The organism is Rhodococcus sp. NPDC059968 (assembly GCF_042738615.1).
Taxonomy (GTDB): Bacteria; Actinomycetota; Actinomycetes; order Mycobacteriales; family Mycobacteriaceae; genus Rhodococcus_F.
Window position 1 is genome coordinate 1 of the sequence record NZ_JBHWUE010000162.1, and the last position, 14383, is coordinate 14383.

Annotated in this window: 8 protein-coding genes and 2 pseudogenes; 6 read left to right on the plus strand and 4 right to left on the minus strand. The window is 60.3% G+C overall.

Annotation, left to right across the window (positions count from 1 at the left end):
* Positions 1–390: 390 nt before the first annotated feature.
* The 4 genes and pseudogenes from ACFWAY_RS50510 to ACFWAY_RS50525 all read right to left on the minus strand — a co-directional run bounded on the left by ACFWAY_RS50510 (position 391) and on the right by ACFWAY_RS50525 (position 6594).
* Positions 391–1609: pseudogene (locus tag ACFWAY_RS50510) on the minus strand (acetyl-CoA C-acetyltransferase).
* Positions 1610–1732: 123 nt separating this feature from the next.
* The gene (locus ACFWAY_RS50515) at positions 1733–3166 is read right to left on the minus strand and encodes a phytoene desaturase family protein (protein ID WP_378516066.1); all 1434 of its coding nucleotides are present in this window, start codon (positions 3164–3166) and stop codon (positions 1733–1735) included.
* The gene (locus ACFWAY_RS50520; RefSeq protein WP_378516067.1) at positions 3163–5040 is read right to left on the minus strand and encodes a DUF3556 domain-containing protein; all 1878 of its coding nucleotides are present in this window, start codon (positions 5038–5040) and stop codon (positions 3163–3165) included. The genes ACFWAY_RS50515 and ACFWAY_RS50520 overlap by 4 nt, the downstream gene beginning before the upstream one ends.
* A 75-nt stretch (positions 5041–5115) precedes the next feature.
* Positions 5116–6594, minus strand: a complete 1479-nt coding sequence (locus tag ACFWAY_RS50525; protein WP_378516073.1) for a class I adenylate-forming enzyme family protein — start codon at positions 6592–6594, stop codon at positions 5116–5118.
* Between the two features lie 557 nt (positions 6595–7151).
* Between ACFWAY_RS50525 and ACFWAY_RS50530 the strand changes: the two genes are divergently transcribed.
* The 6 genes and pseudogenes from ACFWAY_RS50530 to ACFWAY_RS50555 all read left to right on the plus strand — a co-directional run bounded on the left by ACFWAY_RS50530 (position 7152) and on the right by ACFWAY_RS50555 (position 13413).
* Positions 7152–8363: a PucR family transcriptional regulator gene (locus ACFWAY_RS50530; RefSeq protein WP_378516068.1), complete on the plus strand. Its 1212-nt coding sequence runs from the start codon at positions 7152–7154 to the stop codon at positions 8361–8363.
* Positions 8364–9485: 1122 nt separating this feature from the next.
* The gene (gene couN / locus ACFWAY_RS50535; RefSeq protein WP_378516069.1) at positions 9486–10397 is read left to right on the plus strand and encodes a 4-hydroxyphenyl-beta-hydroxyacyl-CoA dehydrogenase; all 912 of its coding nucleotides are present in this window, start codon (positions 9486–9488) and stop codon (positions 10395–10397) included.
* Positions 10394–11283, plus strand: a pseudogene (gene couO / locus ACFWAY_RS50540) (4-hydroxyphenyl-beta-ketoacyl-CoA hydrolase). Before couN ends, couO begins: the two are co-directional and overlap by 4 nt.
* A gap of 32 nt (positions 11284–11315) precedes the next feature.
* Complete coding sequence (couM, locus tag ACFWAY_RS50545) at positions 11316–11789, plus strand: p-hydroxycinnamoyl-CoA hydratase (protein WP_378516070.1); 474 nt, start codon at positions 11316–11318, stop codon at positions 11787–11789.
* A gap of 77 nt (positions 11790–11866) precedes the next feature.
* A complete protein-coding gene (locus ACFWAY_RS50550; protein ID WP_378516071.1) occupies positions 11867–12067 on the plus strand; it encodes an adenylyltransferase/cytidyltransferase family protein in 201 nt (66 codons plus the stop codon).
* On the plus strand, positions 12037–13413 hold the full coding sequence (locus ACFWAY_RS50555; protein WP_378516072.1) for a spinster family MFS transporter: 1377 nt from the start codon (positions 12037–12039) through the stop codon (positions 13411–13413). Before ACFWAY_RS50550 ends, ACFWAY_RS50555 begins: the two co-directional genes overlap by 31 nt.
* The last annotated feature ends 970 nt before the right edge of the window (positions 13414–14383 follow it).

Genomic DNA, 14383 nt, shown 5'->3' on the forward strand with positions numbered 1-14383 from the left:
CCTCGTTAGTGCGTGAAACCAGCCTTCCTGAACCGAGAAACCTCTGGTCAGAGGGCTGCGTCCTGGCTTCTCACCTCGGAGTGAGCCAAGTCAGGGGGCCCACAACCCGGCACGTTCACCGAGGGAACATCCCATTTCGACGCCAAGACTACTATTCGCACCTCTCACTGTTAGAAGTTACCGATTCCTCCAAGAGGAATATCTTGGTCTCCTGTCATCACTTTATGAGTTCCAAGGCATTCCTCCGTAAGGCGGTATCTCTGCTGGATTACGGATCCTGTCAGCTGAGTTTCCGTGTCGAGTAAATTGGTTACCGGACCGTTCAGGATTGCTGACGTTCATCTGTTCTCATCGTGTGGGTGGGAAGTTCCGTGCTGTACCGTCTCCGCTTCAGCTCAGGCGTTCGAGGACCATTGCCATACCTTGACCGCCAGCGACGCACATGGTTTCGAGGCCGAACTGTTTATCGCGGGTTTGCAGGTTGTTGAGGAGCGTTGCAGTAATTCGTGCGCCGGTCATGCCGAAGGGGTGTCCCAGGGCGATCGCACCGCCGGAGACATTGAGCGTGTCCTCGTCAATGTTCAGTTCACGCGCTGACCCGATCACCTGCACTGCGAATGCCTCGTTAATCTCGACGAGGTCGATGTCGCCGATTGCCAGTCCAGCGATTGCGAGGGCACGCTTGGAGGCTTCGACCGGGCCGAGACCCATTATCTCCGGCGACAGACTGGACACCCCAGTGGAGACGATCCGAGCGAGCGGGGTCAACCCAAGCTCTTTGGCTTTCGCGTCGGACATGATGACCATGGCAGCAGCTCCGTCGTTGAGGGGGCACGCGTTGCCGGCCGTCACAGTGCCGTCCGGGCGAAACACCGGCCTGAGCTGGCTGACGGCCTCGTACGTCGTACCAACGCGGGGACAGTCGTCTCTAGATACGACGGTGCCGTCGGGCAGAGTCACCGGTGTGATCTCTCGCGCAAAAAAACCCGCTGTTGATTGCCTCCTCGGCGCGGTTCTGGGAGCGCACCGCCCATCGGTCCTGCTCTTCCCTGGTGATCCCGGTGATCTGCGCGACGTTCTCGGCGGTCTGGCCCATTGCGGCATAGGTGTCGGGGACAAGACCGCCCTTGCGGGGGTCGGACCACTGATGGCCACCCTCTGCCAGCTTCGCTGTGCGGATCTGCGCATCCGAGTACAACGGGTTCTGGGTACTGGGCAGCGAGTCGGAGCTGCCTTTGACGAACCGAGATACGGTCTCGACGCCAGCGGAGATGAAAACGTCACCTTCGCCGGCCTTGATCGCATGCATTGCCATCCGGGTGGTCTGCAGCGACGACGAACAGTATCTGGTGATGGTAGTGCCGGGTAAGAAATCGTAGCCGAGCTGGACCGCGATGTTGCGGCCCATATTGAAACCCTGCTCGCCGCCGGGCAGGCCGCAGCCCAAGATGAGGTCATTGACGTCGTTTGGGTCGAGGACGGGCACCCTGTCGAGCGCAGCCTGAACGATCTGTGCTGCTAGATCGTCGGGACGCATGTCCACCAGTGACCCCTTCATTGCACGACCAATGGGTGAACGAGCAATAGAGACGATCACAGCTTCAGACAAGGGGTTCTCCTAGTATGTAGTTTGATGATGGTGGCGTATCCAGTCACGTTTGATTCGCAGGGAATTAGTGGGCTAGCGAGCCAATCGATGTTCGGGATGCAGAGCCCTGTGGACGGATGAGATTCATGCAAGGTGCTTTCCTTGACGTCGCAGATAGTTCAACGCAGATTGGGCTGCGTTGAACCCGCTCATGCCGTGGACGCCGGCCCCGGGTGGGGTGGATGCCGAACACAGGTAGGTTCCAGGAATACCGGTGTTGTACGGGTCGAGGGCAAAGCGTGGTCGGAGCACTACCTGGGTCTCGGTGTTGGCGCCGCCGATGATGTCGCCACCGACGTAGTTCGGATTCGACGCTGTCAACTGGGTCGGTCCGCGACTAACAGTGGCGAGGATGCGGTCCCGAAATCCTGGTGCAAATCGTTCGATCTGCGCAACGATCGCTTCGGTGGCGTCGCCCGTATATCCTTGCGGGACATGGGCGTACGCGTAAAGTGGATGTAGGTTTTCTTTAGATCGACCGGGGTCAGCGAGGTATTGCTGACCGACGAGTACGAAGGGGCGCGTGGGCATTCGTCCCGTCACGATATCGTGTTCGGCGGCCGCGATCTCGGTGAAGTCGCCGCCGAGGTGGACGGTTCCGGCGCGCCCACAGTCAGAGTTCGCCCATGGGACGCCGCCCTCAACAGCGAAGTCGACTTTGAACGCTGCGGGCCCGTGCAGGTAGCGGCGGTAGGCTTTGGCGACCCGGGAAGGCATGCGGTCCGCGAGAATATCGACAGCGGAGGACGGGCTGACATCGAGCAAGACGACGTCTGCTGGTGGGAGGTCGCGGCTGTCGCGGACCCGAATGCCCGTGGTTATTTTTCCGCCCCAGTCGCCTAGCATCGCGGCGAGTGCGGCGGTGATGGACTGCGAGCCGCCTTCGGCGACGGGCCAGCCATAACGGTGGCCCGCGGCGATCAACATCATCCCGACCGCCGAGGTGGCGGGCCGATCGAGGCGGTAGTAGGTGTGGGCGGCGACACCGCCAAAGAGCGCGCGCGCTTTGGCGGTTCTCAATATCCGCGCGGTGGTAGCGGCCGGCAGCAATGCCCGAGATCCAAAGCCCGCAAGTTTCAGAGGATGGCGTGGGACATTTACGATCGGGCGCATGAGGTCGGCGGCGAGATCGTCGAACCCGTCGGAGAGTCCGCCGAACATACGCCGCCACTTTCGCGCATCGGCGCCGAGACCCGCAGCCGTCACGGTAACTGACTTGTGCAGTAGTCCCACTTCACCATTGTCAAGGGGGTGTGCACATTCGATGTCGGCCCACTTCCAACGCAGGCCGTACTGGCTGAGGCCGAGTGTCTGCAGGTACGGCGACCCTGCGCCCATGGGATGGAACGCGGAGCACTCATCGTGTATCAGTCCGGGGACTGTGAGTTCGCTGGATCGGGTGCCGCCACCGATAGTGTCGGAGGCCTCAAGGACCTGGACGTCCACACCGTGTCGGGCGAGGTGGACTGCGGCAGCGAGTCCGTTGGGTCCGCTGCCGACTACGACTGCTGTGGTCACTGCTCCAGCCTGTCCTCAACAAGGTTCACACGTGGATTTGGTGTGCTGGCAGCGAACAGCTCGGCGTCCTCGGATTCGGGGGGCTCAGAGGCTGCATCCACCAAAATTTGGCGTTCGGGGGGGCCGGCAGTCCAGTGGACTTCGAACGGTATTGGACCGTTCGGCAGCCACGGTTGTTCGGCGATGGCGTCGGCGACCTTGTAGGTGCCGCGTTCGATCACACCGAGGGCGGCGTCGATCACCTTGTACTCTTGAATGCTCTTATGGATGGGTTGCGACTCGATCCACGCGATGATGAACTCCCCTGGCGCGAAGTTGCAGCGTCGCTGCAAAGCGGCGATCAGGTGCTCATTGTGGAAATGCGCGTCGCCAAAGTTGAAGGCGGCCAACGAATTGAAAGAAATTTCCGCTTCGCGAATGGTATAAGTGTCGATGTTCTCACCGAGTTGGCGCATCATCAGAGAGAACAGTGCACGGCCTTGGCTGTGCATCGACCGCCAGCCCAAGAACTGGTGCATCATGACGTCTGCGACATCGGGGGGATAAGTCGCGAGCAACTGCGTGCGAGTGTTCTTTGTGGGACGAATAATGTGCTTGTCGAGTCTGTCCTCGGCGCCTGGCGCGAAGGCCCAGCTTGCCGAAGCCCAGTTACCCGCATACTGGCGCAACGAGGGTAGAAACGAGACGAGGTCGGGTCGCAAGTTTCCGAGAACCGGGAAGAACACTAGTGCGGCGACGATCGCCGCAGTGAGCCACGGCGAGGACATGTCTCCGAGGCCGTACCCACTCCAGCTCGGGAAACCTCCGAATAGAAAAACTGTTGCGAAGGCGAAAAGCAAGTTCCACTCGAGCGGCACCGCGAGCGGAAAGGTCGAAAGGATGAACAGGTGGAATGCCACCATCAGTGCGATTGCCAGAAGGGTAATCGTTCGGTTGGTGGAGAAGAGCAGGACTAAGGGCGTGACTACCTCGACAACCGTCCCGAGGACGTGGGCGACGCCACCCGCCACGATCGAAGGTCGCAGGTCGTCCGGGAAATTACGGTAATGTGCCCGTTTGATCGCCTTCGAGGGCAGCCACGGGGTATTGGACAACATTGCCGGCACCACCATCGCGAAGTGGTGACCAAGTTTGGACACGCCTGCGCCGACCCAAACGACGACGATAAGCAGTTTGAGAGCAACGATCATGTCTACGAACGGTAGGGCGACGAAGAAGACCATCGCCGGGATGTACTGTTCGCTGCGGGCCGCTAAGAACACGACTTTGTCCCGCAACCCGAGGGCCACCAATAGAATGATCAGCGGGATCAGCAGAGCGCTCTGTACAAGGCCACTATTGTTGGGTACCGCTGCGTCGATCGAGGCAGTGTGGACGCCAGGCAGGGCGAGCACAACACTGACGTTGATCAAGATTGCGGCATAGAGGGCGACATCGAAGATAGTGCGACTGTCACCGGAGGTAAAGGGCACCTTGCCCGGCCAGGGCGGGAGCCTGATGGTTCCCGGCCGAAGCCAATACAGGATACCGCCAGTCATCGGCTTGAAGTGGCCCGCAAGTGGACCCCAAGAACCCCCGAGTCCTACGGCTTCGATCAGTACAGTCCACAAGATCAGCTTTTGGTACACTATCGGCTCGTTCCACCACTCACCGACATCGAAGACATTCAGTCCTGATGTTAGCGTCGCGATCGATACTCCAATACCGACGTAGAAGAATAGAAGCTTCAAGATATAGATGAGCGGTACGAACTTCGGTCCTCCGAAGCCGTATTCGGCCCAGTGCGTCGCGGTGATACGGAGGCGGTCGCTCAATGGGCGGTCGAGGAACGATGTTGGATCGACGGGGGGTGGTGTCCCGGTCTTGAATCCCATCGGAAATCTCCTGGGTACGCTGAGGGTAGAGGACATCGCCTCGGGTGTACCCGAGGTGCGAGAAAAGCGGGTGTGTTAGCGAACGGTGCGGGTCTCCGGCTGGTGGCGGATTCGCAGTCCGGGTTTGTCGATCTTGCCGACCGGGTTACGCGGCAAAGCATTGACAATGTAAATAGCAACGGGGAGTTTAACTTTGGTGAGCATCCCCCGGAGGTGCTCGGTGAGTTGGTAGTCGGTGACGGCATTGTCGGGATATGTGACGACGTAGGCGACGGGTACCTCGCCGTAGACATCGTCGGGTGCACCGATCACGGCTGCCTCAAGTACGCCATCGTGCGCGGCGAGGGCGTTCTCAATCTCCTTGGGGTAGATGTTCTCGCCGCCGCGGATGATCATGTCCTTGATTCGGTCGACCAGGGTGAGGTAACCGTCTTCGTCGAGCCAACCAACGTCGCCGGTATGCAGCCAGCTATCTACGATGGTGCGGCCGGTCTCATCTGGCCGCCCGAGGTAGCCTCGCATCACGTTGGCGCCGCGGATCACGACTTCTCCAACTTCACCTGTCTGCACGAACTCACCGGACGCGTTCATGATGGCAATCTGTTGTCCGGGCATCGACGGGCCGACCGTCCCGGGTTTGCGAACCCCCTCCACTGGGTTTCCAGCCGACGCGCAGGTTCCCTCGGTCAGGCCGTACCCCTCCGTGATGATGAGCCCGAAACGTTTCTCGGCGCGGTCGAGGAGCTCCTTCGAGATCGGAGCCGCCCCGCATACTGCGAATCGCAACGATGAGGTGTCGCTATCGTCCGGGGCGGCGTGTGAGATGAGCCGGGCATAAATTGTCGGCACCGCTGAGAAGAATGTCGGCTTCACCTGAGACACCACGTCGAAGAACTGGGTCGGTGAGAACCGCCCCATAATGCTCAACTGGCCCCCAGTCTGCATCGCAGTTAGAAAGCTGACGCAGATGGCATTGACATGGAACAGCGGCAGAATCAGCAGGCAGTGATCCTGGGCGGTCAACTGGAAATGTGAGACCGTGGATTTACTCATGAAATCCAGGTTGGCGTGGGTCAACATCACCCCCTTCGGTCGTCCTGTTGATCCGGAGGTGTAGACGATCAAGGCCAATTCATCGCCCGATGGCTGAACCGGTGGCGCCCACTCGTCATCAAGTGACTCGGAGATATCTGTCACTGCGATCGTTGGCAGCCCCTGCGAGGGTGCGGCACCATCTTGATTGATCACGAGAACCGCAGCCGAGTCTTCGATTTGATATCCAGCTTCTACTGCAGTGAAGGCAGGGTTGATAGGGGTAGCGACAGCCCGGACTCGCCAGATCGCCATTAGTACGACCAGCATTTCCACCCTATTGGGCAGCATCACCGCGACGACGTCTCCGGGGGTGACACCTTGGTGAGACAGCTGCGCTGCGCATGCCTCGATTCGATCCGCAAACTGCCCATACGTCAGATTCAGGTAGTCACCACGCAGACAGCTGCTACCACCCTTATCTGTCGTTTTGTTCCATACGAAATATCCGATATGCGACACGATTTCCTGACTTTCTCTCACTGCTGTGATTGACAACACTATCGATTGAGAGCCCGTCTCGTAATGGGCCGTTGAGCTCAATTTTGGGCGTGGATTTGTTGTCTCGCAACAATCTTGTGGCAGTTGGGATGGGATTGGAGTTGCGAGCTTGCCAGTGCGATGACCAGACACCGAACCGCCGACGGTTGTCACGATTCACTTCCGCAGAGGCTGAACAGTAGGTACGGTACGTCTTGTCGCTTTGTCACAAAGGGATGGGCAGTGAGACTTGGCATGGTTGGCTATTTCATCCCCTCATCGAGAGGGATACCGTGTCGAAGGAACAAGGTCTGCGTGGGCCGTCTGCGGTCCGGCGCAGCGGATACCTGACATTTCCGTGGCGCTTGCTCTCGGGACTGTCAATCACCGTGAAGGGTGTTGGGATGGCTGGGAAATCACCGAACCGGGGAGAAGGGACGGGTCGTCCATCGCGGGGCGATGCTGACCGCCGCACACGCATGGTCGCCGCCGACATCGCGAGGTCTCTCTCACTTGACGAACCCGCAATTATGCAGTCGATGGCGGAGCAGATGACCCGGGAAATCAGCAGCCTTGATGATGATCCTCAACTGACCGAGCTACTGAGAGCCAGTGTGCAAGGAAACGTCTCGACTTGTATTCATATGCTCGCCAACGACATCGACCCTGAAGGATTGCAACCTGCGCCAGCTGCCGTTGACTACGCACTAAGGTTGGCCCAACGCGATGTACCGTCAAATTCTCTCACGCGTGCCTACTACATCGCTCTGGAGATATTTCTAGACCGGTGTTACCAGGAAATCAGTGCTCGCGCTCTGCCTGCGGAGGAGTTGATGGCGGTTGTCCGGCATGTCGGGGAGCGCTGCTACAAATTCGTCGATTGGATCACGCTGCATGTCTTCGAGGCGTACGAGGCCGAGCGGCACCGCTGGATCAGTGCTGAAGGTAATCTGCATGCGTCGACCATTCACGCGCTGCTCGGCTCAAGCGAGGCCGCTGACGAGGGAACTTTCGAGAGAACCACCGGCTATCTCCTATCCCAGTGCCATGTGGCGTTACTGGTGTGGCGATCCCAGAGCAACGCGAACAACAGCGCTGCACTGAATGATTTCGTGCGGATGGTCGGTCACCACACCCACGTTCGCGGTGAAATACTCTCGACCACCGTCGATCACAACACGGTGTGGGCGTGGTTGCCTCAAGGCGACACCCCCGCCATCATCGATCCAGATTCGCTTGCACAGGCCCTGACGGTCGACCATGCAACCGGAACCCGGGTTGCTCTCGGTCTACCGGGATTCGGGGTAGACGCCTTCCGCCGATCTCATGAACAGGCATTCGCGGCTTACTCACTGGCCAACGGACCCGCCATGCGCACACGTCCAGTGGTTTCCTTCGGTGACCGTGGTGTCGCCGTGACGTCGTTCCTCACCGCCGATCTCGAAACGACGGCGGCCTGGATCAGCGACGTACTCGGGTCGTTGGCCGTCCCGACCGAACAGGCGGAGACTCTTCGCCTCACGCTCGGAACCTATCTATTCACCGCTGAAAGTCACGTTCGCACAGCACAATTGCTAAATATTCACAAGAATACCGTCAAGTATAGGGTCACCAAAGTCTTCGAAGAACTTCAGCGAACGTCGGGCTTCCGCGACAAGCTTGATCTGGCCGTCGCGCTTCGCGCATGTGAACTCCTCGGTCCACCCGTTTTGAGACACGGCAGTCATACGGCTTCGCGGGAGCACCACTAGCGCCCGGAACCAGAAATTCGTTCGAGAAATCTGCGAGTGAATTCAGGATCTCGTCCGCAGTTTCGACCTGGACGAAAGGCTTCGGATTCTCGCTTCAGTCGGCGATCCATTCCCGGACGCCTGCGTCATGGATGAACCTTATCGAGGCGTAGTTCTGCTCACCGAACGTCAACCGATCCACCGCAGAACCTCCCGAAGTGTCCACGAACTCACGACAAAGATCCGAGAGTCCATCCACGGGTGGAGTCCACGCGGGTAGCGTCCCGGAGGCAGTAAATGCGCACATCATTCTGGCGTGCAGCGAATCTGGTGTCGTGGATGGCCATGTTGCCACCGAGGTGGGGGTCTCGCGGATGACGGTCAATGCGTGGTGGGGATCGTGCTGGCGCGCGCGAAAAGACAGGTCTCCGACATACTGCGGGCACCACGAGCGCAGACCACCAACGGAGTTCTCGTCTTGTCGACAAAATGCCTCACACGGCCTAGGTGGCCACTGCCGGTCCTGCTCGTTCAAGTCGAAGACGTCATCACGAACACTCTCGAACAGTCGCCGGGGTGCAATGCGTTGGTCGCGACGACAACGTCGACTGTTCCGCAAATTTTCATAAGGCTTCCTTGCATTCCTGACGTGATGGTGGTCTCATTGGTTCACCGGTCACGAAGCACCCTCGAATTGGTTACTCCCATGCCATTGGGGTTGCTGACCTGGACTCAGGTCCTCCTGACGCGGAATAGCAGAGTCCCTCGACTCTTCGTACCGGATGTCTGGCTATTTTGAAACGAAAGGAACCTTAATGGTTTTCAAGGCCGCCAGGGCGTCTCGGCGGACAGTTCCATCGAGAGGCGCGGCAGAACGCCGCTGCGTCCGCACATCCCGGCACCCTCAATCATCGAGAACCTCCCGGTCGGTCCCAGGGTCATCCAGGCGTTGATCGTACAAGTGTCTCTGCAAAGTCGACTCGACCTCGTCGATTGACCGGATGGCCGTTTGACAGGTGTCGATTGCATTCGCCTGGCAGCGATAACTCCCACACGAATGATGCGGCAGAGACGACCAGGCCGCACGAGACCACCCAGCTTCGACCGCTATTTCCACTTACAAGTTCACTCAAGGAGACTCGTATGGACCTCACCACCAAAGTCGCCGTCGTCACCGGCAGCGGACAGGGACTCGGGCTGGCATATGCCAAGGACCTGGTGCGCCACGGTGCCGCCGTCGTGATCAACGACGTGAACCAGACCACCGCTGACGCCGCCGTCGCCGAAATCACCGCCGCGGGCGGCCGGGCAGTCGCCGTCGTTGCTCCGGTCGGCAGCACCGAAACCGCCCAGAAGTTGGTCGCCGGCGCGATCGAGGCATTCGGACGCCTCGACGTCATGGTCACCAACGCGGGCATTCTCCGCGACAAGGTGTTGTGGAAGATGACCGACGACGACTTCGACGCCGTTATCAACGTGCACCTGCGCGGCACCTTCACCTGCGTCCGCGAAGCGGTCCTGAAGTTCCGCGAGCAAGGCGACGGGGGTCGCATCATCTGCATCGGCTCCCCTGCAGGCCAGCGGGGCAACTTCGGGCAGACCAACTACTCCGGCGCCAAGTCCGGCATCGTCGGAATGGTCCGCACGTGGGCGTTGGAACTACAGCGCGCGGGTATCACCGCCAACGCTGTCTGCCCTGTCGCCGCGACTGCGATGACCGAGACCGTGCCGTTTCTCGCCCCTTACATCGCCGGTATGAGAAACGGCGAGCCACTGCCCGACCTCATCCGACGCGAGGTGGGTCTGGGAACCCCCGAGGACGCCGCAGGAATCATCTCGTTCCTCGCGTCCGACGCGGCAGCGGAAATCACCGGCCAGGCGTTCGCCGTGGGAGGCGACCGCCTCGCGCTGTGGTCGCACCCCGAACTGACAGCAGCCGAATACCACGACAACGGCTGGTCGGCTGACGACATCGCAGCTCAGTGGGCAGCGACGTTCGGCGACGCCGTCCAGTCCGTCGGCGAGGAGTTCCCCGAGGAGCTGATGGCGAAGTGAGCCGCTACGAGTACGGTATCGACTTCGACAAGATCGCGACCATAGACATCCACACCCATATCGAGATCGACGGCTGCGGCCACCGATCCCTCGACGACGAACTGATGGCCGCTTCGGAGCAGTACTTCAAGTCAGGTGAGGATCGCACCCCGTCCATTGACGCTGTTGCCGAACACTACCGCGCTCGTAACATGGCCGCCGTCGTGTTCACCGTCGACGCGGCATCGGCTAGCGGACACCCGTCCAATTCCGTCGAGGAGATTGCCGAGGGCGCGGCACGCAACAACGATGTGCTGATCCCGTTTGGATCCGTCGACCCCTGGCAGGGCAAAGCTGCTGTCAAACGCGTGCATCGGCTCGTCGACGAATTCGGCGTGAAGGGGTTCAAGTTTCACCCCAGCTTGCAGGGATTCGAACCGAACAACCGGCAGTTCTACCTGATATACGAGGCCATCAGCGACGCTGGTGTCCCTGCCGTGTTCCACACCGGGCAGACCGGGATCGGCGCCGGATTGCCCGGTGGGCACGGCATCAAACTGCGCTACTCCGATCCGATGCTGCTCGACGACGTCGCCGCCGACTTCCCCGACCTCACATGATCATGGCCCACCCCTCGGTGCCGTGGGTCGACGCACAGATCTCGATCGCCACCCATAAGGCCAACGTGTACATCGACTTGTCCGGGTGGTCACCGAAATACTTCCCTCCGCAGCTGATCAAAGCGACGAACCGCTCGCTGCGAGGCAAGGTGCTGTTCGGCTCCGACTTCCCCGTCATCCAAGTCGACCGTTGGATGACGGATTTCGAGAGCCTCGACATCAAGCCCGAAGTGCGCCCGCTGCTGTTCAAGCAGAACGCACTTCGCGTTCTCGGTATCAAGCACTGATCCGGTCCCACCGACATACCAGGAGACATCACATGACCACCGCAACCACCACCCGGGTCGCCACGCTGACAGACCTCGCCGCACTTCAAGGCCAGTCGCTCGGTACCAGCTCGTGGATCGAGATCCCGCAGCAGCGGATCAACACGTTCGCCGACGCTACCGACGATCACCAGTGGATCCACGTCGATCCCGACCGTGCCAAGGCGGAGAGTCCGTTCGGCGGACCGATCGCACACGGTTACCTCACGTTGGCATTGATCATCCCCATGTGGGACGAAATTCTTACCGTCGACAGCGTAACCATGGCCGTCAACTACGGACTCAACAAGGTCCGATTCACCAACCCTGTGCCAGCCGAGGGACGGGTCCGCCTGAACGCGACGCTGAAGTCTGTCGAGGAGCTGCCCAAGGGTGGCGTCCAGTTGACCGTCGCCGGACAGATCGAACTCGAAGGCAGCGAGCGACCTGCGGTAATCGTAGAGACCGTGTACCGCTTCTTCGAGTAATCGTTCGATCCACATGTCAGGGGTGGCGGTACACCGAACGTCGACCGCCACAGCCAGAGCGGGAGTGGTTCGAGTCGGTGCGGGGCTGGCGGTTCCACATCGGGCACCTCAACATCCTCAGCCACGCAGCGAGCCAATTCGACTACCTGATAGCAGGGGTTGTGTCCGATGAGATGGCGCGCCTGGTCAAAGGCCGTAACCCGGTCAGCACAATTCATTCAGCACTCCCGAAAAGGGTGGAACAACCATGTCATTTCAACAAGACGCTCCGCCGCTAGCGTCGAAAGACGTTGCCGCCGTCGGAACGCGTGGCAAACTATTCGGCGGCACACTCGTCGCACTGTTTCTCGCAAACATGCTCAACTTCTTCGACCGGGCGATCCCATCCGTCGTCGCCGAGCCGATCAAGAACGAGTTCTCGCTCAGCGACTTGCAATTGGGATTGATCACCTCTGCCTTCACCCTCGTCTACGCCGTCGCCGGACTGCCGCTCGGCCGGTTGGCCGACACGAAAAACCGTCCCAAGATCATCGGAATCGGCTTGCTCGTCTGGAGCGGCCTGACAGCGGCAACCGGTGTCGCAGGCAGCTACGTGCTCTTCATCCTCGCGCGTTTGGGTGTCGGTGTAGGCGAAGCGACCTTCACACCCGCCGCCAACTCGATGATCGGCGATATCTACCCGGCGGAACGACGCTCGCGCGCGCTCGGGTTCTTCATGCTCGGCTTGCCGACCGGTTTGATCCTCGCGTACTTCACCGTCGGCAAGATCGCCGAGGCCTTCGACAGCTGGCGCGCACCGTTCTTCCTCGCCGCAATTCCCGGTGTCCTGCTTGCCGTTGTCCTCTACCGCATGGCAGATCCGGTTCGTGGTGGCTCCGAAAGTCCGGAGGCCCGCGCAGCCACTGTTTCACAGGCACCGATCACCCGGCCAATCCGTCGTCTGCTCGCAATCCCCACTCTTCGCTGGCTCATCCTCGCCGGACTGACCTTCAACTTCGCTGGCTACACGGTCAATTCGTTTGTCTCCCCGCTTCTGATGCGTCAGTACCACCTGACATTGACTGCTGCAGCCTCAGCCACCGGCATCATCGTCGGGATCAGCGGCCTGATCGGATTGCTTCTCGGCGCTCGCTACGCCGACAAGGCCAGCGCACGCTCGCCGCGGGCACGTCTGATGATCGGCGTCGGAACCTTGGCATTGGCAGCACCTTTGACGGCGCTGGCACTGCTGCAGCACGGCGGGAACGTCGTGATGTTCACTCTCTTGTTCTCAGCCGGTTGGTTGTTGGCCTACGGCTTCTACATCAGCGTCTACCCTGCCATTCACGACGTCGTGGTTCCCCGACTCCGCGGCACTGCGACGGCGTTGTTCTTCGCTGCCATGTACCTTCTCGGCGGATTCTCGGGACCGGTTGCCGTGGGGGCGATCTCGGACTGGTTCGCCAAGCGTGCGCTGGCCGACGCCGGCACCGGGAAGTTGGCACAATACGCCGGTGACGGGTTGAACTCGGCCATGTATCTCGTGCCGATCATGTTGGCACTCACCGCGGTATTCATCTACCTGGCTACGCGCACAGTCGGCAAGGACTCCGCGCGCATGCAAGCGGAGCTGAGCCAGGCCTGACCTACGTGGGATACGTCGGTATCGCTGCGATCGGGGTAGACAGGTCCTCCAATAAATTTGTGCTCAACACCGTCACGATTGTGTTGTCATGCATCCAGCCTGTTGGGTCTACTCGGTTGCCTGGGTGGGTAATTACGTTCGGTTGCCCGATGTTGAACCAGTAGCCACGGGCGCGTGTTTCGGCCTCATTCCACAGCGAGACACCGGGAGCGCCACCGACACAGCCTCCCTCGATCGACCCGATCGGAATCGGTGTCAGCGATCCTTCGACAAGGGTTGTAGGTGATTCGTTGATCGCCCAGAAGTCGGAGGGAGCGCGCAGTAACACCTGAAACGCAGATCGGTCGACCCCGTTGGGGGTACACGACCGGCTATCTTGACGGTTCGCCTTGGTAAGTATTTGGTCGGCGGACTTGGTCCAGAAGACGGCAGCCGAGGTGCCGCCGGAACTCCGACGTTCACGCCGACACGGCCCGCACCGTCGAACTCATCAGCGGCGGACGGCTGCTCCTGGGCAACCCGCCGCACCTGAATCAGGGACCGACACTGCACCCTGCGATGCGCTCTATCGAAAGTCCCAGGGACTAGCTGTCAACGCCCGATGTGTCCGGTCGAGGAACTGCCCGGAGCCGGTCTGGAGCACCCCGTCGGTCCAGCCTGGGACATCTTCAAGGTTCGCAACAAGGTCTTCATGCTGATGACCAACGTTCCCGGACACCCTGTTGTGATTCTCAAGTCGGACCCCACGTTCGAGTTCGGCTATCCGCGCGGTGTGCGCACCCCGGGCGGTGGCCGTCGTCGATCTCGGCCTAGCGCGCCTAGGTGCGCAGCGCTTCAGGGTGCACACCCAACTGGTCGGCGATCCGCTTAGGGCTTGTGACAAAATAATGTCGCTTTAGCTGGTTTCGGGCGTTACCGTTGAGCTATGACGGATGTGGCGGACTCGGTGGCGCGGCGGTATGCCGTGATG